Annotated in this window: 19 protein-coding genes; 14 read left to right on the forward strand and 5 right to left on the reverse strand. The window is 61.5% G+C overall.

Annotation, left to right across the window (positions count from 1 at the left end; translation table 11 throughout):
* Positions 1–74: 74 nt before the first annotated feature.
* The 4 genes from BBI10_RS04770 (at position 75) to BBI10_RS04785 (ending at position 5,787) form a co-directional block, all read left to right on the forward strand.
* Positions 75–782 (forward strand): hypothetical protein, encoded by a 708-nt coding sequence (locus BBI10_RS04770; RefSeq protein ID WP_065987238.1) that lies wholly within the window; start codon positions 75–77, stop codon positions 780–782.
* 228 nt (positions 783–1,010) lie between these two features.
* A complete protein-coding gene (locus BBI10_RS04775) occupies positions 1,011–1,967 on the forward strand; it encodes an omptin family outer membrane protease (protein WP_083233025.1) in 957 nt (318 codons plus the stop codon).
* Positions 1,968–2,263: 296 nt separating this feature from the next.
* A complete protein-coding gene (locus BBI10_RS04780; RefSeq protein WP_083233026.1) occupies positions 2,264–3,379 on the forward strand; it encodes a WD40/YVTN/BNR-like repeat-containing protein in 1,116 nt (371 codons plus the stop codon).
* A 26-nt stretch (positions 3,380–3,405) separates the two neighbouring features.
* Positions 3,406–5,787 carry an efflux RND transporter permease subunit gene (locus BBI10_RS04785; RefSeq protein WP_065987240.1) on the forward strand — a complete coding sequence of 794 codons (2,382 nt, stop codon included), beginning with the start codon at positions 3,406–3,408 and terminating at the stop codon, positions 5,785–5,787.
* 311 nt (positions 5,788–6,098) lie between these two features.
* Here BBI10_RS04785 and BBI10_RS04790 read toward each other — a convergent pair whose 3' ends face one another.
* Both BBI10_RS04790 and BBI10_RS04795 read right to left on the reverse strand, forming a co-directional pair.
* Positions 6,099–6,950 (reverse strand): 3-hydroxybutyryl-CoA dehydrogenase, encoded by an 852-nt coding sequence (locus BBI10_RS04790; protein ID WP_065987241.1) that lies wholly within the window; start codon positions 6,948–6,950, stop codon positions 6,099–6,101.
* A gap of 12 nt (positions 6,951–6,962) precedes the next feature.
* Positions 6,963–8,147 carry an acetyl-CoA C-acyltransferase family protein gene (locus BBI10_RS04795; RefSeq protein ID WP_065987242.1) on the reverse strand — a complete coding sequence of 395 codons (1,185 nt, stop codon included), beginning with the start codon at positions 8,145–8,147 and terminating at the stop codon, positions 6,963–6,965.
* Between the two features lie 189 nt (positions 8,148–8,336).
* Between BBI10_RS04795 and BBI10_RS04800 the strand changes: the two genes are divergently transcribed.
* Positions 8,337–9,353: an AraC family transcriptional regulator gene (locus tag BBI10_RS04800; protein WP_065987335.1), complete on the forward strand. Its 1,017-nt coding sequence runs from the start codon at positions 8,337–8,339 to the stop codon at positions 9,351–9,353.
* Between the two features lie 27 nt (positions 9,354–9,380).
* Here BBI10_RS04800 and BBI10_RS04805 read toward each other — a convergent pair whose 3' ends face one another.
* Positions 9,381–12,935 (reverse strand): glycosyltransferase family 2 protein, encoded by a 3,555-nt coding sequence (locus tag BBI10_RS04805; RefSeq protein WP_065987243.1) that lies wholly within the window; start codon positions 12,933–12,935, stop codon positions 9,381–9,383.
* A 354-nt stretch (positions 12,936–13,289) separates the two neighbouring features.
* Here BBI10_RS04805 and BBI10_RS04810 point away from each other — a divergent pair, with 354 nt between their 5' ends.
* The 9 genes from BBI10_RS04810 (at position 13,290) to BBI10_RS04850 (ending at position 20,851) form a co-directional block, all read left to right on the forward strand.
* The gene (locus BBI10_RS04810; protein ID WP_065987244.1) at positions 13,290–13,868 is read left to right on the forward strand and encodes a class I SAM-dependent methyltransferase; all 579 of its coding nucleotides are present in this window, start codon (positions 13,290–13,292) and stop codon (positions 13,866–13,868) included.
* On the forward strand, positions 13,865–14,713 hold the full coding sequence (locus BBI10_RS04815; protein ID WP_208600733.1) for a phytanoyl-CoA dioxygenase family protein: 849 nt from the start codon (positions 13,865–13,867) through the stop codon (positions 14,711–14,713). Before BBI10_RS04810 ends, BBI10_RS04815 begins: the two co-directional genes overlap by 4 nt.
* A gap of 134 nt (positions 14,714–14,847) precedes the next feature.
* On the forward strand, positions 14,848–15,558 hold the full coding sequence (locus BBI10_RS04820; protein ID WP_065987245.1) for a class I SAM-dependent methyltransferase: 711 nt from the start codon (positions 14,848–14,850) through the stop codon (positions 15,556–15,558).
* Positions 15,559–15,913: 355 nt separating this feature from the next.
* Entirely contained in the window at positions 15,914–16,141 is a 228-nt protein-coding gene (locus tag BBI10_RS04825; RefSeq protein ID WP_237254702.1) for an acyl carrier protein, read from the forward strand.
* Positions 16,142–16,253: 112 nt separating this feature from the next.
* Positions 16,254–17,324, forward strand: coding sequence for an aromatic ring-hydroxylating oxygenase subunit alpha (locus tag BBI10_RS04830; RefSeq protein ID WP_065987246.1), 1,071 nt, complete (start codon positions 16,254–16,256; stop codon positions 17,322–17,324).
* Positions 17,321–18,424 (forward strand): ketoacyl-ACP synthase III, encoded by a 1,104-nt coding sequence (locus tag BBI10_RS04835; protein ID WP_065987247.1) that lies wholly within the window; start codon positions 17,321–17,323, stop codon positions 18,422–18,424. The genes BBI10_RS04830 and BBI10_RS04835 overlap by 4 nt, the downstream gene beginning before the upstream one ends.
* Positions 18,425–19,186, forward strand: a complete 762-nt coding sequence (locus tag BBI10_RS04840; RefSeq protein WP_065987248.1) for an SDR family NAD(P)-dependent oxidoreductase — start codon at positions 18,425–18,427, stop codon at positions 19,184–19,186. It begins immediately after the preceding gene.
* On the forward strand, positions 19,183–19,824 hold the full coding sequence (locus BBI10_RS04845; protein ID WP_065987249.1) for an acetyltransferase: 642 nt from the start codon (positions 19,183–19,185) through the stop codon (positions 19,822–19,824). The genes BBI10_RS04840 and BBI10_RS04845 overlap by 4 nt, the downstream gene beginning before the upstream one ends.
* Before the next feature lie 7 nt (positions 19,825–19,831).
* Positions 19,832–20,851 carry a ketoacyl-ACP synthase III gene (locus BBI10_RS04850; protein ID WP_065987250.1) on the forward strand — a complete coding sequence of 340 codons (1,020 nt, stop codon included), beginning with the start codon at positions 19,832–19,834 and terminating at the stop codon, positions 20,849–20,851.
* A 78-nt stretch (positions 20,852–20,929) separates the two neighbouring features.
* Here BBI10_RS04850 and BBI10_RS04855 read toward each other — a convergent pair whose 3' ends face one another.
* Both BBI10_RS04855 and vioA read right to left on the reverse strand, forming a co-directional pair.
* The gene (locus tag BBI10_RS04855; RefSeq protein WP_065987251.1) at positions 20,930–24,460 is read right to left on the reverse strand and encodes a glycosyltransferase; all 3,531 of its coding nucleotides are present in this window, start codon (positions 24,458–24,460) and stop codon (positions 20,930–20,932) included.
* Positions 24,461–24,537: 77 nt separating this feature from the next.
* Positions 24,538–25,656, reverse strand: a complete 1,119-nt coding sequence (vioA, locus tag BBI10_RS04860) for a dTDP-4-amino-4,6-dideoxy-D-glucose aminotransferase VioA (RefSeq protein WP_065987252.1) — start codon at positions 25,654–25,656, stop codon at positions 24,538–24,540.
* Between the last annotated feature and the right edge of the window lie 56 nt (positions 25,657–25,712).

Raw genomic sequence — 25,712 nt, forward strand, 5'->3', positions numbered from 1 at the left:
CACCGAGCTAATAGCTACATTTCCTTTCTGCGATCTCAGATGAGATGTCAACTAAACCCACAGGATGTCAACCAATGCGTCTGCTCCACAAACTAGCAACTCTGGCTCTCTTCACGCTCATCATCACCGGCTGCACCAATCAGAAATTCAAACCTGAATACCGTTCCCAGATCCACACCGTCAAAATCCTCCCAGTCGTCTGGTCCACCAAAGACATCACCTACATGGGCAGAGAGCAGGCATGGGGTGCGGCGCTGGGCGCAGGGGCGGGCGTGGCGGTGGGCGCGGCGACGAACGCCTCACACTTGGCAACGGCCGCGATGAGCGGCGCCGGTTTTGCGGCGGGGTATAAAGCCGGTGACCTGGCGTCGATGTCGACGGTTGAGGCGATCATCTACAACCTCAACACCGCCAACATCGACCTTGGCGGCATGGTCAAGCAACGATTCGAAGAGCAGTTGTCCCGCACCGGGCGGTTCAAGGTGGTTGGCGAGCATGATCCGGCGGACGCGGAGATTCTTCTGACCGTCAACAACTGGGGATTTGCGTTGACCCAAGGGTTCAGCAGCGTCGTTTATCCAACGATCACTGTCACCGGCAGCATGAAGCGTGGCGACCAGTTGATCTGGCAGCGAACTGAATACATCTCAGCATTCAATGGCGGCAACACGTTCGGCTACGAGCCCAAACGTTATCGCACGGAGCCGGAGCTTTTACGCACCGCGCTGGATGGCATCTCGAAAATCGTCGATGAGGCCATCGTGAAAGACCTGAACCTTTAACAGCCTGGAGGAGTGACAGGTCTGAATAGCGGCGCTCCAGACAACTATGGACCGCTGCCACCCCAGCTCGCTTGTAGGCAATTTCCCAACGCCAACGTTTAGCTTTCACGCAAATCCTTCAGAACCGCCCGGCAGAGATTTCCTTCGCGGCGCTTCATCCTTTCGCTCCTTGTCCAGCGGCGTGCGGCGCTGGACAAAATTCCCAATAAGAAAAATGCGGAGTGGGTAATGAAGGGTAGGAAGACGCTGTTGTGGCTAGGGCTGGCTGCGTTGGCAACCGAGGCGTTGGCCGAGTCGCAGACAACCCGCGAGGAGCAGTTCCAGTTGGGGGCGGTTGGGGTGAGCCTGGGTGTCGGTCTGCTGAATGGTCAGGCGCGGGAAAAGGTGTACGACGCTGACAACGGTCGCAAGCTCAGCCAGTTGAACTGGAGCATGAAGCAGGTACCGACGCTGCATCTGGGCCTGAAGTATCAGCCCATAGATTGGCTGTCCCTTGACCTGAACGGCTGGACGCGGGTGGCGAAGGGTGACGGGCATCTGAAGGATTACGATTGGGATGACGAGAACGCCGGCTGGAGTGACTACTCCGATCACCCGGACACTCAGGTCAGCAAAGCCTGGCAGGCCGATTTCGCCGCCACCGCCTGGGCGCTCAAGCGTGATGCTCTCGCCCTCGGCGTGATGCTCGGTTATCAGCGCAGCCAGTTCGGCTGGCAGGCGAGAGGCGGGCGGTATACCTACTCTTCAGAGGATGGGTTTCGGGATGAGTCGGGTGAATTCCCGGCGGGGCAGAAAGGCATTTCCTATCAGCAGACCTACGACACGCCTTACCTGGGGCTGGTCGGTCTCTACCAGTTCCGCAACTGGACGCTGGAAGGCAAGTTCAAATACAGCCAGTGGGTCCGGGCGCGAGATCACGACCGCCATCATGTCCGCGGCGTCACCTATGACGGTGATTATGGCAACAACGGCCGTATGCAAAGCCTCGCGGTTGCGCTCAGTTACCGCGTGAGTCCGCAGCTTTCGTTACGGGCGGGTGTGGATCATCAGGTATACGCCGAGGCGAAAGGCAGCACGCTGATCAAGGACACTCACAGCGGCGATCGCTTCCGTATCGCGGGTGACGCGGGGAGTCAGTCCGCCAGGACGACGATGTCCACCCTGGCGCTCACCTACGCCTTCTGAGCCATGCCCCACACCGTGCTGGCGCCGAGATCCCCGGCACGGTTTACGCCTGAATTGAAGGGCCACGGCTCAGCTACGCCACGCGCAGTAGGTGAGCTCAATCAGTCCCAGTGATAACGCGCCAATCAGGGCTCCGTGGCTTAACAAAAGATAACGTCATGTCGATTGTCATACGTTTCCAAAGCTGACTAGGATGGGCTCGCTTCGGTAAGCCAGTGTCGCGTGCAGGCTAGAGCGCCCGCGCGGTTCAAACGGCCTCCAGAAGAACCTAATAAAAATAAAGGAAGGGTAGTTCCATGCGTGAGCCCGTCATTCGGCGCACTCGGTTTGCGGTCATCCGGGGCCATTTCAGCGCCCGGACGCTTTTCAAGAACCTGCCTCTCCATGCGGCTCTGTCGCTCCTTATCTCTCCGATCTTCTGCGGCGCAGCCCTGGCCGCTGATGGCACGCCCGCTAATGGCACGCCCATTGATGCCCCTGCTAGCACTGGCGATTCCGCCGTTTACGCCCTCGAATCCGCAAAAGCCTCCCGCAGTCTGCTGCTGGACGTGACCCATGCCGGCAAGCGCATGGTGGCGGTGGGGGATCGCGGCCACATTCTCTATTCCGACGACCAGGGCAAAACCTGGACCCAGGCCAAAGTGCCGACGCGCCAGATGCTCACGGCGGTGTATTTCGTCGATGAGCAACACGGGTGGGCGGTGGGCCACGATGCGCAGATCCTTGCCAGCAGCGATGCCGGCGCCACCTGGACCAAACAGTTCGAAGACCTCAAACGCGAAGCACCGCTGCTGGATGTCTGGTTCAAGGGCCTGACCACCGGGATCGCCGTGGGTGCCTATGGCGCGGTGCTGGAAACCACCGACGGCGGCCAGCATTGGAAAGACATCGGCGACCGGTTGGACAACGAAGACCAGTTCCACCTCAACGGCATTGCGTACGTGAAGGACGCGGGCCTGTTCGTGGTCGGTGAACAGGGCAGCATGTTTCGGTCCCCGGACGATGGCCAGACCTGGGAGAAACTTGAAGGCCCTTACCAGGGCTCGTTGTTCGGCGCGGTAGGTACTGCTGAATCCAACACGCTCCTGGTTTACGGCCTGCGCGGCAATCTGTTTCGTTCGACCGATTTTGGTACCACGTGGGAGCCCGTCCCGCTGCAGGGTGAGCGCGGGCCGCTGGAATTCAGCATCGCCAATGCCTCGCTGATGCCCGACCACTCCATCGTGTTGGTGGGCAACGGCGGCAGCGTCATGCGCAGTACGGACGATGGCCAAAGCTTCACGGTTGCCAATCGCCCGGACCGGCTTTCCTTGTCGGGCGTAGCAGAGGACGACAAAGGCAATCTGGTTCTGGTGGGACAGGGCGGCGTTCGCGTCACCTCGCCGACGGGCGCTGACAGCGCTCAACAATAAGAACAAGCAGGCGAGGACACGTCTCCATGAGCAACCTTCAACACCCCCACGACAAGCCGACGCGCCTGGAACAGCTGATTTTCAACAACCGCAAGACGGTGATCGGCATCTGCCTGCTGGTCAGCGTCTTCCTGTTCTGGCAAGCGACGCTGGTGCGCCCGTCCACCAGCTTCGAAAAAATGATCCCGCTGGGGCATCCGTTCGTTCAGAACATGATGGAACACCGCAACGACCTCGCGAACCTGGGCAACACCGTGCGTATCTCGGTGGAGGCCAAGCAGGGCGACATCTTCTCCAGGGACTACATGGAGACTCTGCGGCAGATCAACGACGAGGTCTTCTACATTTCCGGCGTCGACCGCTCCGGGCTCAAGTCGTTGTGGAGCCCCAGCGTCCGCTGGACCGAGGTGACGGAGGAGGGCTTTGCCGGCGGCGAGGTCATTCCGCAGAGCTACGACGGTTCGCAACAGAGCCTCGACAAGCTGCGCAATAACGTCCTCAAGTCCGGGCAGGTCGGGCGTCTGGTCTCCAACAACTTCAAGTCGAGCATCGTCGATGTGCCGCTGCAGGAGTTCTACCCGGACCCCAACGACCAGAGCAAACTGCTGCCGCTGGATTACCGTCAGTTCTCCCACCAGCTCGAAGAGAAGATTCGCGACAAGTACGAAGCACAGAACCCCAACGTCGAGATTCACATCGTCGGTTTCGCCAAGAAGGTCGGCGACCTGATCGACGGGCTGATCATGGTGGTGATGTTCTTCGGCATCGCCTTCCTGATCACCCTGGTCCTGCTGATGTGGTTCACCCGCTGCGCCCGCAGCACCATCGCGGTGTTGAGCACCACGTTGATCGCGGTGATCTGGCAGCTGGGCCTGATGCATGTAGTGGGTTTCGGGCTTGATCCCTACTCGATGCTGGTGCCCTTTCTGATCTTCGCCATCGGTATTTCCCACGGCGTGCAGAAGATCAACGGCATCGCCCTGCAATCCAGCGATGCCGACAGTGCGCTTACCGCAGCACGCCGCACCTTTCGCCAATTGTTCCTGCCGGGGATGATCGCCATTCTTGCCGACGCTGTCGGCTTCATCACGTTGCTGATCATCGACATCGGCGTGATCCGCGAGCTGGCCATTGGCGCGTCCATTGGCGTGGCGGTGATCGTGTTCACCAACCTGATCCTTCTCCCGGTGGCGATTTCCTACGTTGGCATCAGCAAAAAAGCGGTGGTGCGAAGTAAAGAGGATGCCGTGCGTGAGCACCCGTTCTGGCGTCTGCTGTCGAACTTCGCCGCGCCGAAAGTCGCCCGCGTGTCTGTGACATTGGCCCTTGTCGCGCTGGTCGGCGGTCTCTGGTACGGCCATAACCTGAAGATCGGCGACCTCGATCAGGGCGCGCCGGAACTGCGGCCAGACTCGCGCTACAACCAGGACAACAGCTTCATCATCAACAATTACTCGACCAGCTCCGACGTGCTGGTGGTGATGGTCAAGACGCCGCCCGAGGGGTGTTCGGCGTATCAGACGCTGTCGGCCATGAACGAGCTGTCGTGGAAGATGGAAAACACGCCGGGGGTGCAATCGGCGATTTCGCTGGTGACCGTGTCCAAACAGGTTATCAAGGGGATGAACGAGGGCAATTTGAAATGGGAGTCGTTGTCGCGCAACAAGGACGTGCTCAACAGCTCAATTTCCCGCGCTGACGGTTTGTACAACAACACCTGTTCCCTGGCGCCGTTGCTGATTTTCCTCAATGACCACAAGGCCGAAACTCTGGACCGGGCCGTGCATGCGGTGCAGGAGTTTGCTCAGCAGAACAACAAGGATGGCCTGGAGTTTCTGCTCGCGGCGGGTAACGCCGGGATCGAGGCGGCCACCAACGAGGTCATCAAGCAGGCCGAGCTGACCATTCTGATTCTGGTGTACGTGTGCGTGGCGGTGATGTGCATGATCACCTTCCGTTCATGGGCGGCGACGCTGTGCATCGTCCTGCCGCTGGTGCTGACGTCGGTGCTGGGTAACGCGCTGATGGCGTTCATGGGGATTGGCGTGAAAGTCGCGACCCTGCCGGTGGTGGCGCTCGGGGTGGGGATCGGGGTCGATTACGGGATTTACATCTACAGCCGACTGGAGAGTTTCCTGCGGGCGGGGCTGCCGTTGCAGGAAGCGTATTACCAGACCCTTAAATCCACGGGCAAAGCGGTGTTGTTCACCGGCCTGTGTCTGGCGATCGGGGTGTGCACCTGGATCTTCTCGGCCATCAAGTTCCAGGCCGACATGGGCCTGATGCTGACCTTCATGCTGCTGTGGAACATGTTCGGCGCCCTGTGGCTGTTGCCAGCGCTGGCGCGGTTCCTGATCAAACCGGAGAAGATGGCGGGCAAGGTCGGGAACTCGTTGTTTTCCCATTGACCACACCCGGTGCCCTGGTAGGAACGGCTTCTGCCGGGAAGAGGCCGGTATTGCACACGCAAAACTTGTGGATCGGGGACAGATTAATTTACGGTGAAGCGTTGTAAATAAATCAGTCCCCTTTCAGTGTGCCCTTTCAGTGTGCGGTCCCCAGTAGGACCGGCTTCAGCCGGGAAGAGGCCGGTGTTGTCACCGCAAAATTTACGGTGTGGCGACCGACGCTTTCCCGGCTAAAGCCGGTCCCACATTTGAGTTCGCATCCAATCTCAGTGCTGCACGGAATGCCATCCCATTGTTGGTGATTATCGGCCTCAGTTATAGGTAAAAAAACCACGCCCGGTCTTGCGCCCCAGATACCCCGCCGCGACCATTTCCTTGAGCAGCGGCGCAGGGCGGTATTTGCTGTCGTTGAAGCCTTCGAGGAACGCCTCAATAATCGCCAGCAAGGTATCCAGCCCGATCAGGTCAGCCAGCGCCAGCGGGCCGATGGGCTGGTTGCAACCCAGGCGCATGCCGTCGTCGATGTCCTGGGCGGTGGCCAGACCTTCCTGCAGCACCAGAATCGCCTCGTTGATCATCGGCACCAGAATCCGGTTCACCACAAACCCAGGCCGGTTGCCGGCAGTGATGGCGGTCTTGTTCAACCGCTCGGCCAGCTTGATCGCCGCGATGTGGGTGGTGTCCGCCGTCTGCAAACCGCGAATGACCTCGATCAGGTTCATCATCGGCACCGGGTTGAAGAAGTGCAGGCCGATGAACCGCTCCGGGTGCTCGACGCTGGCCGCCAGTTGCGTGATCGACAGCGACGACGTATTCGACGCAATCACGCACTCGCGGTCGACATGGCTGGCGATCTGCTTGAGCAGGCGCAGCTTCAGCTCCAGATTCTCGGTGGCCGCTTCGATCACCAGCTGCGCGCCATTCAACTGGCCGTAGTCCGTGGTGACGCTGATGCGTCGCAGGGCCGCTTCGGCGACATCGGCCGCCACCGTCTGTTTGGTCACCTGCCGTTCAAGATTCTTGCGCACGGTCGCCATGCCGCGCTCCAGTGCGGTGTCGGAAATGTCCAGCAGGGTCACGTCGAAACCCGCCACCGCGCACACCTGCGCGATGCCGTTGCCCATGGTGCCGGCGCCGATCACGGCGATGTGTTGCATGCTCATCGACAAGCCTCCTTACACACGTTCGAAGATGACGGCGATGCCCTGACCGCCGCCGATGCACATGGTCACCAAGGCGTAGCGACCCTGAATCCGGTGCAGCTCGTGGATCGCCTTGGTGGCGATGATGGCGCCCGTGGCGCCCACCGGATGGCCGAGGGAAATGCCCGAGCCGTTCGGGTTGACCTTGGCCGGATCAAAGCCTAGCTCACGGGCAACGGCGCAGGCCTGGGCGGCGAAGGCTTCGTTGGATTCGATCACGTCCATATCCGCCACCGTCAGGCCGGCACGTTCCAGCACTTTGCGGCTGGCGGGAATTGGCCCCAGGCCCATCATCGACGGATCAACCCCGGCATGGGCATAGGCCACCAGACGCGCCATCGGCTTGAGACCGTGCTCGCGGACCATGTCGCCACTGGCCATGACCAGCGCCGCTGCGCCATCGTTCAGGCCGGAGGCGTTGCCGGCCGTGACGGTGCCGTCCTTCTTGAATGCAGTTTTCATCTTCTCCAGCTGCTCGGCCGTCACGTCGCCGCGCACGTGCTCGTCCTGGGCGAAGGTCACGGTGCCTTTGCGCGTGGCGATCTCGATCGGGACGATCTGGCTTTCGAAACGGCCCTCGGCGATGGCGTGGGCGGCGCGCTGCTGGCTGGTCAGCGCCAGAGCGTCCTGGTCGGCGCGGGTGATGCCGTAATGCTCGGCGATGTTCTCGGCGGTGATGCCCATGTGGATATTGGCGAACGGATCGTGCAACGCACCGAGCATGTAGTCGTACGCCTGCACGTTACCCATGCGCGCACCCCAACGGGCCTGGGGCATGATGTAGGCACCCCGGCTCATGGATTCGGCGCCACCGGCCAGCACGGCCTGGGCGTCGCCGAGCATCAGCGATTGCGCCGCCGACACGATGGCCTGCAGGCCCGAACCGCACAGGCGGTTGACGTTCATGGCAGGGGTTTCTTTGGTCAGGCCCGCTTCCAGGGCGATGACGCGGGAAAGATAGGCGTCGCGGACTTCAGTCGGGATCACGTGGCCCATGACCACATGGCCGATGTGTTCCGGTGCGATCCCGGACGTGGCCAGCGCAGCGCGGCTGACCTGGGTGCCCAGTTCGATGGGTGAGACCTCCTTGAGGGAACCGCCGAATCCACCGATGGCGGTACGCAGTGCGCTGACGACGAAAACTTCGGGTGTGCTCATGGGGACTCCTGACAGGTATTGGAATTGTGGGGGCAGCACCGCAAAAACGGCGTTTCGGCCGGTGCTGACTGCGGGCAAGTCTAGATCGGCGTTCGGGACGGGCCTATGCCGAAACTGTCCAGATGGGCTGGCGTTCTTTACCATCAGCGCCTGATCCGTGGTGCACCATTCAAAAAGGGAAAGGCGGTCATGCGGGAAAAGGATTCAGTGTCGATCTACTTCGTCCAGTTGATCGTCCACGGGCTACGCGACCAGCCGCTGCGCTTGCAGTCCGTGTTGCAAGCAGCAGACATCGACATGGCACTGCTCGACGACCCCACGGCGCGGGTGTCGGCCAGTGCGTTCGCGGCGTTGTGGCTGATTCAGATCAAGGAACTGGGCGACGAGTTTTTCGGCCTCGATTCCCACGGCATGCCCTTGGGCAGCTTCGCCCTGATTTGCCGGGGGCTGATTCAGGAACCCACTCTGGAGAAGGCCCTGCGCCAGTGCCTAAGCAATTTCGGTCTTTTCCTGCGCGACTTTCGCGGCAGCCTCATCGTTCGCGGCGCGCGCGCCGTGCTCGCGGTGGACACCACGGCAGACGACCCGGTCCGCCAGCGCTTCGGTGAAGAGACATTTCTGCTGCTGATGATCAGCCTGTTGTGCTGGCTCGGCGGGCGCCGCATCAGCATCGACCGCGCGCAGTTTCGCCAGCGCCGTGAGCGCCTCAGCGACGACTCACTGCTGTGGGGGTTCAACCTGAGCTTTGGCGAGCCGCGCACCGAGATCGAATTTTCCAGCCACTATCTGCGTCTGCCGGTGGTGCAGTCGTTGCCGTCGCTCAAATCATTTTTGCGCACCGCGCCGCAGTGGCTGGTCATTCGCTATCGCAACCAGCGCGGGCTCGCGGCGCAGGTCTATCAGCGCCTGCGCAACAGCCATTACGGGCACTGGCCGACGCTGCTGGAAATGGCCGATGAGCTGAAACTCAGCGCCACCACCTTCCGCCGTCGACTGGAGCGTGAGGGCTGTGCGTTTCAAGGGATCAAGGACGACGTCCGCCGCGGCATCGCCCAGCAGAAGCTGCGCGACACCGAACTGAGCGTCGTGGAGATCGCATCCTTGGTGGGTTTTCAGGAGCCCAGCGCGTTTCACCGGGCGTTCAAGAAATGGACGGGGGAAAGTCCGGGCGGCTACCGCAAAAAGCACACCGCCAATCACCCATGACTGAGGACTGATGAGGCGCCTTTGGTCTCAGGGCAACCACGCCTCGCGCCAGGCCTGAACAGCCTCTTCGTCGAACATCCAGTCGCGAAGCACTTGTTTGCGTAAATCGTCGCCCAGCAGCGCCGCGCTGGCCAGATCCATCGTGTGGGCGCGAAGCAGGTTCACCCAGGCCTCCAGCGTGTTGGGCACCCGCGTCACCGGCAAATCCCCCGCGTAGGCGCGAACGTCGCTGCAGATCACCGGCACACCGCAGGCGCCGAGTTGCAGCAGGGTGATGTTGTTCTTGCAGGCGCCAAACAGGTTATCCACGGCGGGAAGCAGGGCCAGGTCGAGGTTCAGTCCGGCGACGGCTGTGGCGTAATGCTCGGCGGGCGGCCGGTCATGGGATTCATGGGCATGGCCGCGCAGCACGCCCTGGTCATCGCCCAGCACGATCCACTCCACCTCTTCTGCCAGCGCCTCGACCACGGCAAGGATCATATGCAGATCCTGTGGCTGCCAGCGATCACTGACCAGACCGACCCTCGGCTTGCCACCCACTCCACGGCTCGAGACGAGGTTGCCCCAGATCTGCGGCGACAGGCGCGAAGGCAGCAATCGAACGTCCGCGTGAAACTCCCCGGCGATATCAGCGAGCACTTGGGTCGAAGCGATGACGCGATGGGCCTGATGGAGGCTCTTCTGCAGCAGGTCAACGCACTCGGCATCGAAGGCGAACGGGTCTTCGCCCGGCGTCCGGGAGCCCAGTTGCAGGTCATTGATGTCCAGCACTACGAAAGCATCCGGCAGCAGCTGGGCGCGGGCGATGGTTTGCAGGTGGTCGGCGTCAAGCCGGGCCTGAAACACCACGACATTCGGCTTGAGCCGTCCTTCCTGAGGAATCGACAGCGGCTGGCTGCTGAGCATGCCGTCCACCCATCCGGTGGCGTGCAGCGTCTCGAACGGCGCGATCACCCGTTCGTGGGGCGAGGCCCAAAGGCCTTCAGGGTAGGCCAGCACCACCGGGTCGCGGCGCCAGGCCATCGGCCGCCAGACCAGCGGCATGTTGAGTTCGAGCTCGACCGATTGCAGGTCGAACGACAGATTGGTGTTGAAGGCGGGGTCGTTCGCCAGGGTTGGCAGCCATTTGCGGTACATCGCCAGTTGCTCGCCGACAAAGCGCTTACGCTTGGCCTGCTGCGTGGCGGTGTCGACGTGGGTCTGGCTGACGCTGCCCTCGTGGATCAACACCGAATGGGGCGTCCAGACGTTCAGGTAGCCGAGGGCGCCAACTTTCATGCACAGATCGACGTCGTTGTAGGACACGACGAATGCCTCTTCATCCAGCCCGCCCACCTCTTCGTAAATCGAGCGGCGGACCATCAGGCACGCCGCCGTCACCGCGCTCAAATCCTGATCCACCTGCACGCGCTGCATGTAGCCCTGAATGTGACCGGGCTCACCGATGTGCTGATGACCGGCCGGCCCGTCCATGCCCAGGCGCACGCCGGCATGCTGCATGCGTCCGTTGGGGAACAGCAGCTTGGCGCCGACCACGCCGACTTCAGGTCGGAGCGCGTGATTGAGCAATTCATCGAGCCAACGGCTGTGGACGATGGCGGTGTCGTTGTTCAGCAGCACCAGGTACTCGCCCTTGGCTTGGGCCGCAGCGACGTTATTGATGCGGGAATAGTTGAACGGGTGCGGGTAACGCAGCACGCGCACCTGCGCCGAGCCCAACGCGTCGATGCGCGCCAGCCATTCAAGGGCTTCGGGGGTCTCGCTGTTGTTATCGACGATCAGCAGTTCGTAATTCAGGTAGCGGGTGATGTGCAGCAGGGTTTCGACGCAACGCTGCAAAAACGGCAGCTGATCCTTGGTCGGGACGATGATCGACACCAACGGTTGATCGCTGTGGCCGTACTGCACGTGGTAGCGGCGGGGCAGGGTGTGTTCGATGGTCGCCCGGGGGTAGCCGCGCACCTGCAGATGGCGCTGCAGCGTCTCGATTTCGTCGGGATTGTCCACCGCTTCCGGCAGGTCACAGACCAGCAGGGGTTCGCTGATGTGGATGATCTGCCCGGCGCCTTCACGCTCATACAACCGCAAGATCAGGTCGAATTCAGCAGCATCCGCGAAGCGGTCGTCGAAGCCGCCGACGGCCAGAATCGTCTCCCGTCGGAACAGCCAGTGACCTGCGGTCAGCAGCGGGTAGCTCAGCAGGTAGTCGAGGTTGAAGTCCGGGCGCATGGCCGAACTCAGACCACCCCGAGGCCGCCGGTGCATTTCGTCGGCGAAAGCAGCGCGGGCGTCCGGGGATTCGAGCAGCTTCAGCGCGCTGGCAGTCAGGCCGAATGGCGTGAATTGGGTGCCGGCGTCGATCACGATGAGCCAGTCGAAACGCTGGGTTTCAATCACTTGGTTGAGCAGTGCGGCGGTGTTCAGGTTGCCGATGGCCACCGTGTTCAATCGAACTCCGAGGGCGAGGGTCGGGAGCACGGTCGCGTCCGTCAACACCACCACGTTCATCGCGGCGTGCAGGGCGCCGTGGGAAGCGAGGCTGTCGAGGCTGCGCTGAACTTTCTCCGGGGCGTTGGCAAAATCCTTGATCACCACCAACAACGAAGGCCCGCCGACTTCCGTCAGATGCCGATCGATCTGCGTCTGCTGTTCGGCCTTCGGGACGCGATGACCGAGCCAGGCCTCGACCTGCTGCGGGTTCAACCGTTGCGGCAACGGCGCGGACAACTGCGCGAGCAGATTGAAATCGGTAAAGCCCTGGGTTGCCGACAACGGGCGGGCGCCGACCCAGCCGTTGTCCAGCGAGGTGCTGGCCCACCCGGCTTCACGGATCAGCCGGTGAAACGCGGGCAGATGATCGCTGTCCGTGCCAACAATTTCGATGCCCTGCTGGGTCAACTGCTGCGGCGCGATGCGCGTGCCCGTCAGCGTGGCGGGCAGCATGATCAATTCGGCGTCGTGCAATAAGGTGGCGTACAGCGCCAGATTGCCCAGCGGACCCACGGACTCGCCGTTGAGGGCGAACAGGTCGGCGCCCAACGCCAGCAGGTCGTCGCGGCGACACAGCACGCTGCTCAACTCACCGATGAAATGGCAGGTGAACTCCCCCAGCAGCCCGACGATGTCAGGCCCGTTGAATACCGTGGGCTCGCTGACGCGAAAACGGGTCGCCAGATTCTCTTGCAGCGCCGCGCCCTCGGCGTTCAACCATTGGCGGTGCGCCGCCACCAGTGAGGCCTGAGGATTGACCTCCAGCGCCGCGACCATCTGCTGAATGCAGTCCGGCGCCAGCACGGCGTCACCGGCCATGAACTTGATGTACCGCCCGGAAGCTTCCGCAACGGCGCGGTTGAAACAGGCGTCAGCGCCCAGTGGAGATTCGTTGCGCAGGTAGCGAATCGGCCACTGGCAAGACGCCCGGTACAGATCCGTCACGGTTTCAGCCAGACCGTCGGTGGCGTCGTCGCAGATCACGATTTCAATGGCATCGTGGGTCTGCCCGATCACGCTGCTCAGCGCGGTTTCAAAAAACTCGGTGCGGCAGACGGCGATGACGACGCTAACCAGTCGTTGAGAATCCATGGGGGTATCCGGTAGTTAAAAAACGTGCCTCGAACATCTTCGCATTGACAGGAGAACGGGGGGCGCAAGCGACCCGTCATGAAAATGACGCCTCGGGCATGAACATCCGGTGAAGCAATATCCCGGCCAACGGATGGGCATCAGGTTTCGTCGTGAAACTCGAAGTTACTGGCCAATTAGTGGCCCTGTGGGGGTGGCCAGTTGTGCTCGCGTGATAGGTCTTGAGGCCTGATGGAAAGCGTGCTTGAGTAGATTAATGATCGTCGGATTCATGCCGATACTCGAAAGACAGGCGTCTTTGCTTAACGCCGGTTATCTTCCAATCACTGCCCCAGGCAGACAGCGGGACTTATCATGGCGACACCTTCGAAATTCGATAACGACACCTTCCAGCTGGCCCGTGATCACCTGCAGCACTTCGTCAAGAAGACCGCCGAGTCGCTCCACGAACAGACCGGACGTTTATTGGAAGTCGGCCCCCAGGAACGTTCGCTGGTCAGGGAAAGCTTCACCCAGTTTGCCGTTGATACCTTCGACATCGTTGACACTTATGGCCCGACCCTTGTTGGCGATATAACCCGCAAGAACGAATTCATTGCCGACAGCGCCTATGACTGCGTCGTCTGTATGGAAGTCATCGAGCACACGCTGAACCCGTTCGACACCATCAAGGAAATTCGCCGCATCCTCAAACACGAGGGTTATTTGCTGATTTCCGCACCGCTGAACTGGCGCATCCATGGCCCGAGCCCGGACTGCTGGCGCATCACCGAACATGGCTGGAATGCGTTGCTACGCGATTTCGATATCGTCGAGATCGATATCCTTGAATCCCCGGACCGTGAACTGTTCCCGATTCGGTATAACGTCCTTGCCCGTTGCAACAAGTTCAAGGAAACCAAAGACAGCGAACTGACGTTCCGCTTCATATGAACAGCGCCGTGCACAACAGCGTGAAATCCCTCGACGCGCTGATTCCCCGGCTCTCGTCCGAGGCATTCGACGTTGACGTGTTTCGCAAGACGGGCGTTTTTGTGGTGCGTAATGCCGTGCCCCGGGACGTGGTTGATGCATGGCAGAACGAGTGGAAACGTTTTTACAGGGAGGTGCTGGAAAAGGGGCGGGACGTCAATCGCGCCAACCCGGTATCGCTCAACGAACAATTGCCTGAAGGCCTCGCGCACATGTACCGCGAGCCGGTTTTTGCCTCGACGCTCAAACCGCTCATGGGCGAGCACATCGCGTTGTATAACCATCGCTTTGTCATCAAAGACGCGCTGAGTGCCAACAAAGTGTTCCTGCACCAGGACAGTTGTTATCACGCTGGCAATAGCAACAAGTGCAGCGTTTTTGTGGCAATCAGTGCGGTGAACAAAGACAACGGCGGCATGACTTTTCATGTGGGCTCCCATGCCTTGGGCTCGCTCGGCGATGCCGGTGAAATCAATCCAGCGAGTTTCGATGCGCAGTGGCCGACCGTCACCCCCGAACTGGCGCCGGGCGATTTCGTGATCATGGACAGTCGCCTGTGGCATGAGTCGGGACCGAACATTTCAGGGGTTGATCGCATCCTGGCCGACATGATTATTCAGCCGGCCGACGACCCTACCGGGCAAGAACTCATCTGCGGCGAATGGCAGACCGATGTCTTTTTTTCGCCGAAGGACATCACCCGCCACTTCGTTAACTCGCGCATTCTGAAAATCGTTAACTACGAGAAAGAACTGGCGCAGTTGAAGGCCGACGCCGTACACAGGGCGAGCGGTACCACCGAATGACTCAATGCGGCGTACGGTTCGCGCGTTGCCGTGATCAGTCGTTATTGACCCCGAACATTGTTAAAGCTGACGAGGCTTATCGGCCTCTGCGCACCGCGCATTGCTCAGCGCCAGACCCGACTTGAGGAGAGAAAATGGATACCTGTCTCGCGACCCGGACGTACGCCCCTTCAGCGCTGATGCACATTCGGCCCTACCGTGTGCTGAGCATCGAGGACGGCCGGGAAGAAGAGGTCAAATTCTTCATGCCCCCCGCCGACGGCGCAGGCAGCCTGACGGCATTTGAGTCGGTCATGCTGCTCAAGCTGGTCCGCGCCATCAACCCGGACTTCGTCTTCGAGTTCGGCACCTTCGACGGGCGCACCACCCGATTGGTGCTGGAAGACCTGCCGGACAACGGCGACAGCGAGCCACGCATTTACACGCTGGACCTGCCGGACACCGACGGTATCGTGTTCCAGGGCGATGACAAACTGCTTGCCGAAAAGGCCGTGCTGTCGAGCCGCAAGTACAATCAGTCGCCGAAGAAGGCAATGGTTCGGCAGATTCTGCAGGACTCCATGGCCTTCGATCCGTCGCCCTACGCGGGCAAGTTCGACTTCATCTTCGTCGATGCCAACCACGAGTATGAGTACGTCAAGCGCGACACCGAAAACTCGCTGAAGATGCTGGGTGGCGACAGCAGTTGCATCGTCTGGCACGACTACGGTAACCCGCAATTCCCGGAGCTGACTCGCTACCTGGAAGAGCTGGCCAGCAGCCTGGAGCTGTACCACATCGAAGGCACGATGCTGGTGTTCCACATGCGTGGCGCGACAATCGGTGACGAAAGAACTGCAGAGTAATGACGGTGGGCGCTGATCCAGCGCGGGCCACAATAGTGGCCTGCAAAGACGGCATTTCGCCGCTGGAGATTGACGGAGTGTACCGGCGTCTTCGCGAGCAAGCTGGCTCCCACAATTGATCGCAGAACGCCTGACCTACGTCGTTGGCTGCAGTCAATCCAGATACAGCGGCCTGGTCGCATCTCGAGCGCGCCGTTTTTTTGTCTCGCCTGAATTCCGCGTTTTTACTCACATGGCCTGCAGCCCTTGTATTCAGGGCTCCGCCGCCTGCTTTTCGGGTTCTGGTTCGGAACTTGCTTCAGTCCCACCACGCATCGGCGAAGGCGTCCGATCAAGTTCTGTGGAGTGGCGAGAGATGGTAGAGCAAGCAGTGGCACTGGAAGAGCAAGTCGTCGCGCTGATCGAAGAAGCGATGGAAGCCGATGAGGGCACCCTCAAGGTTGACCAGCCGCTGGACTGGGATTCGATTGCCCTGGTCACCTTCATGGCCCTGGTCGACGAGCGCCTGGAGAAAACCATTTCGGCTTCGCGCCTGAACAAGTGCGAAACCGTCCGGGACGTCATCACGCTCGTTTCGGAATAACCCCCGGTATCCGAATCCAGCGCTTCCAGGCGTAAGCGTTTCATCATCCGGGCCGCCATGCGGCCCTCGGTGTGGCGCTCTGAAGCGTGTCCCCCGTTTTCTGGACAGACTCATGACGTGCACAGCCTCACAACGGATCGCGCCGGACCTGGTGAAAGCCTACTGGCATCCGCTTTGCCTGAAGTCGCAAGTGGCCGACGACAAGGATTTTGTGCGCTTCAACGTGCTGGATTTCGAAGTCGTGGTGTTCAACGACGCGGGCAATCTGATCGCCTTCGACAACCGCTGCCCCCACCGAGGGACGCGGTTTTTCACCGAAGACGCCGGCCATCAGCGGATTCTCTGCCCCTACCACGGCTGGAACTACGCCGACGGACAGCTGCGCATCCCGGATGCCAAGCGTTTTGTCGGCTGTGACATCGGCAGCGCCAGCCTGAACTTCTTCAAGTTGGCGACCTGCGGCGAGCTGGTGTTTTTTGCCATCGAGCCCCGGGCGTCGCTGCTTGACCAGTTGGGTCAGCACATCTTCACGCTGCTTGAGCAGACAACGCCGAATTTGAACAAGCCTTCGGACTTCAATCGCTACGTTTTCGAAGCCGACTGGCCGATTTCCCTGGAAAACGCCCTCGAGCCGTACCACATCCCCCTCGTGCACCGGGACACCCTGGCGACCCTGAAACTGGGCATCGGCGAGAATGTGTTCTACGGCGAGAACTCCATCTGGTACGCCCCGGTAGAGAATGAAAAGGTCGCCCGGCGGCTGGAAAGCCTGTCGCGCTTTTTCGCCCCGCGGGAGGCCTACGCAGGGTACGTGAGCCTTTTTCTGTATCCGTTTTCGATGCTGTCCTCGACCTACGGTTATTCGTGGTCGATGCAGAATTTCTTTCCTTCTGCCCAACCCGACCGGACCTGGTTCACCAGCCAGCTGTACCCGCTGCGTGCCGCGTCCGAGCGATACGACGAGATCGTGTCCACGTTCATGACCTCCACGGCCGACAACAACCGGACCGTTTTTGAAGAAGATCACACTATCTGCAAGAGAATTCCTGGCGACACCTGGTCCTGGCATGCCCCGCGTTATTACAGCTCGCTGGAAGCCAAGCTTCTGCATTTTCGGGCGTCCTGCGCGGAGTGGGCACGACAGGCCGGTGCCGCTACAACGGTTGGCGAGGAACGGGTATGAGTAGCGTCACGGGCAGTAACGCTGACGCAGTGCGCAGCATTGCCAACGTCAAAATCAGGGGCATCGCCTGTGCGCTGCCCAAGGCCGTGTCGGATGTCGCGGACCTGACCGGGCGCTTCGGCGACGAGAGCATCGCCAAGATCATGGCCAGCACCGGCATCGAACGCCGGCATGTGGTGCAGGGCCAGTGCACCTCGGACCTGTGTGTCGAGGCGGCCGAGCGTCTGTTGGCGGATCTGGGCATCGACAAGTCGTCCATCGACACGCTGATCTTCATCACCCAGACCCCGGACTACGTGCTCCCGGCCACCGCCTGCACCTTGCAGCGCCGTCTGGGTTTGCCGGTCACCACCGCAGCGTTCGACGTCAATATGGGCTGCTCCGGTTACGTGTACGGTTTATGGATGGCGTCGGCGATGATCGCCGGTGGCGGCAGCCGACGGGTGTTGCTATTGGTCGGCGACACCATCAGCAAACTGGTGGCGCCGGGTGATCGCTCGGTGGCCGCGCTGTTTGGCGATGCCGGTTCCGCCACGTTGCTCGACCACGACAGTACTGTTGCGGGCGTACCGTTCGTGCTCGGCACCGACGGCCGTGGCGAGAAGAACCTCATCGTCCCCGGCGGCGGGTTTCGTGACCGCAAGGGGGCCGATGGCTCCACCCGTGAAGACAACGTGCGCGGGCCGTTCGACCTGTACATGAACGGCACCGAGATCTTCGCCTTCACCCTGGCCCGCGTGCCGGGGCTGGTGCGTACGCTGGAACAACACGCCGAGGAGCAGCAACGCCCCATCGACAACTATGTGTTCCACCAAGCCAACCGCTTCATGCTCGAGCACCTGGCGAAGAAGACTAAATTGCCGGCGGAAAAGGTCGTGCTCAATCTGCAGAACGTCGGCAACACCAGCAGCGCGTCGATTCCCCTGGCGTTGAGTCTCAGCGCCAACGCGGCCACGGCCGACAGCGGCTCGACCCTGCACGGCCAGCACCTGCTCGCCGGTTTCGGCGTGGGGTATTCGTGGGCCGGGTGCGTCGTCGATCTCGACAACACGTGGATCAGCCCGCTGACGCTGGTCGGCACAGACAGTAGCGAGGCGTAAGTGCAGAGCAATCCTTTCTCACTGGACGGCATGTCCATCCTGGTCACGGGCGCGTCCTCCGGAATCGGCCGTGAAGTCGCCATCTGGCTGAGCCGGCAGGGCGCGCGCATCGTCGCCGTGGCCCGTGACACTCAGCGCCTGGAGGAAACCCTCGGGCAGCTGCACGGCGAAGGTCACTCGGTCGAGGTGTTCGATTTTCTGGGTGGCGGCGATGTTTCCGCCTGGCTGAAAGGCCTGTCCCGCAACGGCTCGCCGTTCGACGGTCTGGTGCATGCCGCGGGCGTGCAATTACCGTTGCCGATTCGGGCCATGGGCCTGGACCACTGGGAAACCATCTTTGCCACCAACGTCACGTCCGGGTTTTCCCTGATCAAGGCGTTCCGGCAAAAAGGCGTGTGCCGCAACCCGTCGAGCATCGTCATGCTGTCCTCGGTCATGGCTCAGGTCGCTCAACCCGCGTTGATCGGTTACTGCGCGAGCAAGGGCGCGGTCGAATCCATGGTCCGCGCCGCCGCCCTTGAGCTGGCGCGGGAAGGCATCCGCGTCAACGCCATCGCACCTGGCGTGATCAAGACCGAAATGGCGCAGAAGCTCGAAGGCCTGGTCGGCGAAGACGCCATGGCCGCCATCGAACGCAAACATCCGCTGGGGCTCGGTCATCCGCTGGACGTGGCCTACGCCGTCAATTATCTGCTGTCACCGGCCGCGCGCTGGGTCACGGGTACTTCGCTGGTTGTCGATGGAGGTTACCTGGCCGAATGAACACCACAAAACTCATTATCGTCGGCGCAGGCGGTCTGGGCCGGGAGGTCCATTCCTGGCTCAAGGACTGGGTCGAGCACAACCCGGATTACGTCATCGGCGGCTTCATCGATGATGGCAGCCTGTCCCTCAATCGCTTCAGTCATTACGCCGACATTATCTCGACCATCGACGCCTACGAACCGGCCGACGATGAGCTGCTGCTCTGCGCCATCGGCAAGCCCGCTGACAAGAAATACGTGGTGGAAAAGCTGCTGGCCAAGGGCGCGGCGTTTTTCACGCTGATTCACCCCACGGCCATCGTCGGCGAGAACGTGACCATCGGGCGGGGCGTGCTGGTGTGCCCGTTTTCGGTGTTGTCGGTGGACCTGGTCGTTGGCGATTTCGTCACGATCAATTCGCTGTGTACCGTCGGCCATGACACCGTCATCGGCCAGTTCTCGACCCTCAGCGGGCACTGTGATCTAACCGGTGGCGCCGTGCTCGAAGACGAGGTGTTCCTCGGTTCGCGTGCCTCCGTGCTGCCCAAGGTGCGCGTCGGCAAAGGGGCTGTGGTCGGCGCCGGCAGCGTGGTGCTGCGGGCGGTCAAACCCGGCAGCGTGGTTTTCGGTGTGCCGGCCAAGTGCATCTCAGGATAAAAACGACATGCCTACCTACGCTCGAATCGCCGAGATCGAATACGAACTGCCTGAGCGCGTGCTCGACAACCAGATGCTGGCCGACGCATTTCCGGAGTGGGACGTCGACAAGATTTTCCAGAAGACCGGGATCAGTCAGCGGCACATCGTTGCCGACGACGAGACCGCCTCGGACCTCGCGTTTCGCGCCTGCGAAAAACTCTTCGCCACCAGCGCCACGCCGCGCGAGCAGATCGACTGCCTGATCTACTGCACCCAAAGCCCCGATCACATGCTCCCGGCCACCGCCTGCATCCTGCAGCATCGCCTGCAACTGCCGCAGCACTGCGCCGCGTTCGATTTCAATCAGGGTTGTTCGGGGTTTATCTACGGGCTGGGCATTGCCAAAGGTTTCATCGAATCCGGACAGTGCAAGAACGTGCTGCTGATCACCGCCGAAACCTACAGCCGCTACATCAACCCCCAGGACAAGAGCGTGCGTACGCTGTTCGGCGATGCGGCGGCCGCCACGTTGATCAAAGCGTCGGACGAGGAGGGGCCTTGCCTCGATCGCTTCCGTTACGGCAGCGACGGCGCCGGCGCGAACAACCTGATCGTGCCCATGGGCGCTGCCCGCCGGCCGTTCGACGCGGAACACATGCCCGTCGAGTACGAAGACGACAGCGGCAATGTCCGTTCGGACGCGGACCTGTACATGAACGGCCCGGCGATCTTCGAATTCTCCATGACCCGGGTCCCGGCATTGTTCGCCTCCCTGTTCGACGAGCAATTCACGGTCGAGCATTCCGACCTGTTCGTTTTTCACCAGGCCAACCAGTTCATGCTCGAAGCCCTGCGCCGCCGGCTGAAGCTGGCGCCGGAGAAATTCATCACCGAGTTCAAGCACTGCGGCAATACGGTGTCGTGCAGCATTCCCATCGCGCTGAAAGAGGCGCTGAAGAAAGGCCAGGTGCAACCCGGCAGCGTGATCACGGCGGTGGGTTTCGGCGTGGGGTATTCGTGGGGTGGGTGCGTGATTCGCTGGTGAGCGAATGGGTCACCCTCAAGCGCGTAAAGTGCCTGTTCACCGGTACAAAAAAGGGCTCCACGAAGGAGCCCTTTTTATTCAGCGGTCCAGCAACACTTGGCGCCAGCGCTGCAGATACGCCTCATCCATCGTCCAGTCACTCATCACGCGTTGTTTCAAGGCCTGCCCGAGTCGTTTTGATTCGTGCAGATCGTTGAGGTGCTGGTCGATGGCGTCGGTCCAGGCGGCCGTTGTGTTTTGCACCCGCGTCAGCGGCAGGTTGTTGCGCAGGCCCTGCACGTCGGTGGCGATGACCGGATAGCCACAGGCGCCGAACTCCAGCGCCAGGCGGCAGCTTCTGTGTTCGCCAAACACATCGTGGTCAGCGGGAATCAGGGCGACGTCCAGGTCCAGACACGCCAGCACGCCGGGATACAGGACACCTTCCACCGGGCTGCGCCATTCATGAACATAAGGGCGCAGGGCCTGCGGGCACGGGCCCATGATGATCCACTCGACCCGGTCGGCGAATGCTTCGATCACGTCCGCAATCAGCGCCAGATCGTTTACTTCCGCCTGCGTGCCGACCCAGCCGACCCGTGGCTTGTCATGGGGCAGCGAATGGCACTGCACCCGCTGCCAGCGTTCGCTCAAGCGGGTTTCGATGACCTCGATGTGCGGATGCAGCGCGCTCAGTTCATTGGCCAGCCCTGGGCTGGACACCACCACCTTGTGCATCAGCGCCAGACTGGCCTCAAGACCGTCACGCAGTTGTTGGGCTAGAGGCGCGCCGGGCAATCGCTCGGCTGACGGCGGGTATTGATCCATGTCGCAGAGGCGCAGCGCCTGGGTGTGCGCCTTGATCGTGCGGATGTCGTCAAGGGACGCTTCGCTCAAGGGGCATTGGAGGATCACCGCTTCCGGGCGCAGGCGGGCGAACTCGCCGAGGGTCAGGACGTCAGGCACGGACACAGGCTCGATCAGCAGTGCGTCAGCGAGGGTGTCCAGCGCACCGTTCAGGCGTTGGCTCGCCGGGCAGCGGTCGTTCAGGTGGGACAGCACAATCGGCACAGGGCGCCAGCTCAGCGGCCGCCAGGTCAGTGCCGTGTTGGTTTCGAGTTGCAAGCCCTGGGCGCGGGCCGAAAAGTTGTCGTTGTACGCCGGGTCATGGGCGATGTACTTCAGCCATTTGCGGTACAGCGCAGGGTTTGCCTGTTCGTCTGGTGCTTTGATCCGGGCACTGTCTTCAGCTCGGGGTTCGTGAAGCAGCACCACGTGGGGCGTCCAGACGATCAACCGCCCGGACTCCTTCACGCGCAGGCACAGGTCGACGCCGCGATAAGTGTTGTTCAGCTCACCCTCGTCCAGCCCGTCCGCCGCTTCGAACAGCGCCCGGCTGATCATCAGGCAGGCGTCGCTGACCGCGCTGTAATTCTGATCCACCGCCAGCCGCTGCATGTAGCCTTCGCTGGCGCCGCTCTGGCCGCTGAAGATCGGGGTGACAGGCTCGTGCAAGCCGAGGATCAGGCCCGCGTGGCGGATCGTGTTGTCCGGCGCCAGCAGTTTTGCGCCGACGATGCCGACTTCGGGCCGTTGCGCATGATTGAGCAGGTTGTCGAGCCAGTCGCCGTGCAACACCGCGGTGCTGGTGTCGAGCAGCAACACGTAATCGCCGGTCGCCTCGCGTGCCGCACTGTTGTAGAGGGCCGAGCGGTCGAATTCGCCCGGATGGCGCAGCACGCGCACCTGCTCCAGGCCCATGGCCGCGACGCCGTTCAGCCAGTCAATGGCCTCAGACGTCTGGCTGTCGTTGTCGACGATGAGGATCTCGTAATTCGGGTACGTGGTTTTCTCCAGAATGCTCTCGACGCAACGCTGCATGAGCAGGATCTGGTCCCGAGTGGCAATGATGATCGAGACCCTGGGCTGACCCGCGTGGCCGTACTTGATCTGGTACTGCCGAGGGCGTGTCTCGATCACCTGGCCGTTTTCATAGCCTCGGGCGAGCAAGTGGCGCTGCAGCGTTCGCGCTTCATCGAGGTTCGACTCCCGCGCTTGCGGTCGATGGGTGACGAGGGGCTCGGCAATGTGTTCGAGGCCACCCATGCCATCGTGCTCGATCAGGCGCAGGATCAGGTCCAGTTCAAGCGCCTGGGGGTAGTGCGCATCGAACCGCCCGGCATCAATGACCGAGTAGCGGTTGAAGATCCAGTGCTTGCTGGTCACCCCCGGGCAGCTGAGCAGGTAATCGAGGCTGAAGTCCGGCCGCAGCATGACTTCCGACGTGTCGTCCTGGGTCTGGGCGATTTCATCGGCGAACAGGGCCCGGGTGGTCGGCCCTTCGCTGATTTTGACCGCCGCTTTGAACAGCCCGGCGACATTGACTGTCGCGCCGGCATCGAGCATCAGAAACCAGTCGAACCCTTGCTCATCCATCAGCCGGTTGAGCGGCGCTGCGCAGTTGCGCCCCGTGACCGGCACATACACAGCCGGGTTGTCCGCCACTTGTTGCGGCGTCTCGCGGCTGCCGTCGTAGAGCACGAACACCCGTGGCGGCATCCAGCCGCGGGTGGCCGCCTCGACACTCACCAGGGTCTTGACCAGTGCCTGCTGGCGGTTATGCAGATCGGAGACGATGATCGCGAAGGTCGGCGCGCCGTTGTGCTGCTGGAAGTACTGCACGATGTGCGGCTTCTGCGGCCCGGCGGGGCGACGCTGCCAGGCCCACTCCTGGATCTGGTCGTGGCGGACCTCCGTTGCCGACTTCTGCAAGAACCAGGCACGCAGATTGAAGGGGACGAAGTTCTCCCGATCATGCAGCGGCGCGACCTTGACGTCGCCGTTGTCGGCCAGCGGGCGAAGCCACTCAAGCTCTTTGGTGATGCGGTAATAGTTGGCGTGACCTTCTTTGGCGATCTGCGGCGTGGCCCGCGCAATGCTGCTGCTCTGGGTGTCGGTCATGCGAAAGCGCGACAGCGGACGGCTGATGAACGCCAGATTGCCCTCACGCAGCAGTTTGACGTACAGGGTGATATCGCCAAGCCAGTGGATCGGCAGACCCTTGAGCGCCATCAGGTCCTGACCATAGGCCAGCGCGCTGTCACGCCGGCACATGACCGAACTGGGTTCGCCCATAAACGTCAACGGCAGTTCCGACAGCAGGGCCACCAGCTCCGGCCCGTGGATGACCACGTCTTCCTTGAACGGGAACACCGTCAGCATGTTCTCCCGCAGGAACTCGCCGTTTTCGTTGATCAGGCGACGGGTTGCCGCCGCGAGGGTGATGTCCGGATGGCCATGCAGCAGCTCGACCAGCGCACTGACACACTCGGGTTCCAGCAGGTCGTCATCGTAGAGAAACTTGATGTACGCCCCGCGTGCCTCCTTGATGCCGCGCGCGACGTTCAGCGCTTCGCCCAGCGAATGTTCGTTGAAGAAATAACGAATCGGGAACGGGCTTTCCGGCGTCAACTGATCCACCAGCGCGCGAATGCCGCCGTCACGACAGTCGTCGCAGATCACGATCTCCAGCTGATCGTAGTCCTGGGCAAATGCGCTGCGCAGCGCCAACTCGAAGTACGTGGGTTTGTAGGCGGGAATGACGATGCTGACCAGGCGTGAAGCGCTCATCGGGTTACCTTGCGACGGATGACGGGCGCCGGTTTGCGCTCATGGGTGCGGACCGGCGATGTGAATGTGGGCGCGGCTCAGCGGTGCTCGGCCAGCACCGTCTGCATGATCGCGATAATGCGGGCGAATTCATCCGGGGTCAGGCTATCGAAGATCGGCAGGCACAGAACCCGATTCGACACATCGCTCGCCACCTGCAGGCGGTCCGGTTTGGCCGACTCCAGGCTGCGGTACATCGGGAACGATGAGATCAGCGGATAGAAATAGCGCCGGACCAGAATGTCCTGCTCGCGAAAGCGCTCGAACAAGGCGTCGCGGCTGATGGGGAAGGCGTCGCTCACCAGCACCGGGAAGTAGGAATAGTTGTGGTGCTCGCCGGGGCTCCAGAGCAAATCGATGCCGGGTATCTGCGTCAGGGCTTCACGGTACATCGTGTCGATCTGCTTTCTGCGTTCCAGCGCGCCGTCGATGTAGTTGAGCTGCAACAGGCCGAACGCGGCGTTGATCTCGCTCATCTTGCCGTTGATGCCGGGGGCGACGACGGTCACTTCATCGGCAAAACCGAAGTTCTTCAGGTAATCGATGCGCTTTTTGGTTTTAGCGTCCGGGCAGACGATCGCGCCGCCTTCGAAGGTGTTGAAGACTTTGGTGGCGTGGAAGCTGAGCACCGACAGGTCGCCGTTGCGCAACAGGCTCTGCCCCTGGTGCTGCACACCGAAGGCGTGAGCGGCGTCGTAAATCACCTTCAGGCCATAACGGTCGGCGATCTGCTGAATGCGGTCGACGTCACACGGCATGCCATAGCAATGCACCGGCATGATCGCGGTGGTTGCCGGGGTGATGGCCTCTTCGATGCGGTCTGGGTCGAGGTTGAAGGTGCCCGGCGCGATGTCGACGAACACCGGTTTGAGCCCGTTCCACAGCAGCGAATGGGCGGTGGCGACAAACGAGTAGGGCGTGGTGATGACTTCGCCAGTCACGCGCAAGGCCTGCAATGCGGTCAGCAGCGCCAGTGTGCCGTTGGAAAACAGGCACAAATGATCGACGCCCAGGTACGCGGCCAGGTCCTTCTCCAGCTTTTCATGGAACGGGCCGGCGTTGGTCAGGCGCTTGCTGTCCCATATCTGCTGCAGATAAGGCATGAACTCTTCCAGCGGCGGCAGCAAAGGCTGGGTGACCGGGATCGTTTTACTCATAAGCTTCCTGTGCTCTCTGACGCGCTGCGGGCTGTGCTCGTGGACGCACGGCGGAA

It is taken from the genome of Pseudomonas graminis, from assembly GCF_001705435.1.
Classification (GTDB): Bacteria; Pseudomonadota; Gammaproteobacteria; order Pseudomonadales; family Pseudomonadaceae; genus Aquipseudomonas; species Aquipseudomonas graminis_B.

Excerpts from the sequence above, each read along its gene's own strand:
- BBI10_RS04770 (WP_065987238.1), top strand. The coding sequence starts at position 75 with ATGCGTCTGCTCCACAAACTAGCAACTCTGGCTCTCTTCACGCTCATC.
- BBI10_RS04775 (WP_083233025.1), top strand. The coding sequence starts at position 1,011 with ATGAAGGGTAGGAAGACGCTGTTGTGGCTAGGGCTGGCTGCGTTGGCA.
- BBI10_RS04780 (WP_083233026.1), top strand. The coding sequence starts at position 2,264 with ATGCGTGAGCCCGTCATTCGGCGCACTCGGTTTGCGGTCATCCGGGGC.
- BBI10_RS04785 (WP_065987240.1), top strand. The coding sequence starts at position 3,406 with ATGAGCAACCTTCAACACCCCCACGACAAGCCGACGCGCCTGGAACAG.
- BBI10_RS04790 (WP_065987241.1), bottom strand. The coding sequence starts at position 6,950 with ATGAGCATGCAACACATCGCCGTGATCGGCGCCGGCACCATGGGCAAC.
- BBI10_RS04795 (WP_065987242.1), bottom strand. The coding sequence starts at position 8,147 with ATGAGCACACCCGAAGTTTTCGTCGTCAGCGCACTGCGTACCGCCATC.
- BBI10_RS04800 (WP_065987335.1), top strand. The coding sequence starts at position 8,337 with ATGCGGGAAAAGGATTCAGTGTCGATCTACTTCGTCCAGTTGATCGTC.
- BBI10_RS04805 (WP_065987243.1), bottom strand. The coding sequence starts at position 12,935 with ATGGATTCTCAACGACTGGTTAGCGTCGTCATCGCCGTCTGCCGCACC.
- BBI10_RS04810 (WP_065987244.1), top strand. The coding sequence starts at position 13,290 with ATGGCGACACCTTCGAAATTCGATAACGACACCTTCCAGCTGGCCCGT.
- BBI10_RS04815 (WP_208600733.1), top strand. The coding sequence starts at position 13,865 with ATGAACAGCGCCGTGCACAACAGCGTGAAATCCCTCGACGCGCTGATT.
- BBI10_RS04820 (WP_065987245.1), top strand. The coding sequence starts at position 14,848 with ATGGATACCTGTCTCGCGACCCGGACGTACGCCCCTTCAGCGCTGATG.
- BBI10_RS04825 (WP_237254702.1), top strand. The coding sequence starts at position 15,914 with ATGGTAGAGCAAGCAGTGGCACTGGAAGAGCAAGTCGTCGCGCTGATC.
- BBI10_RS04830 (WP_065987246.1), top strand. The coding sequence starts at position 16,254 with ATGACGTGCACAGCCTCACAACGGATCGCGCCGGACCTGGTGAAAGCC.
- BBI10_RS04835 (WP_065987247.1), top strand. The coding sequence starts at position 17,321 with ATGAGTAGCGTCACGGGCAGTAACGCTGACGCAGTGCGCAGCATTGCC.
- BBI10_RS04845 (WP_065987249.1), top strand. The coding sequence starts at position 19,183 with ATGAACACCACAAAACTCATTATCGTCGGCGCAGGCGGTCTGGGCCGG.
- BBI10_RS04850 (WP_065987250.1), top strand. The coding sequence starts at position 19,832 with ATGCCTACCTACGCTCGAATCGCCGAGATCGAATACGAACTGCCTGAG.
- BBI10_RS04855 (WP_065987251.1), bottom strand. The coding sequence starts at position 24,460 with ATGAGCGCTTCACGCCTGGTCAGCATCGTCATTCCCGCCTACAAACCC.
- vioA (WP_065987252.1), bottom strand. The coding sequence starts at position 25,656 with ATGAGTAAAACGATCCCGGTCACCCAGCCTTTGCTGCCGCCGCTGGAA.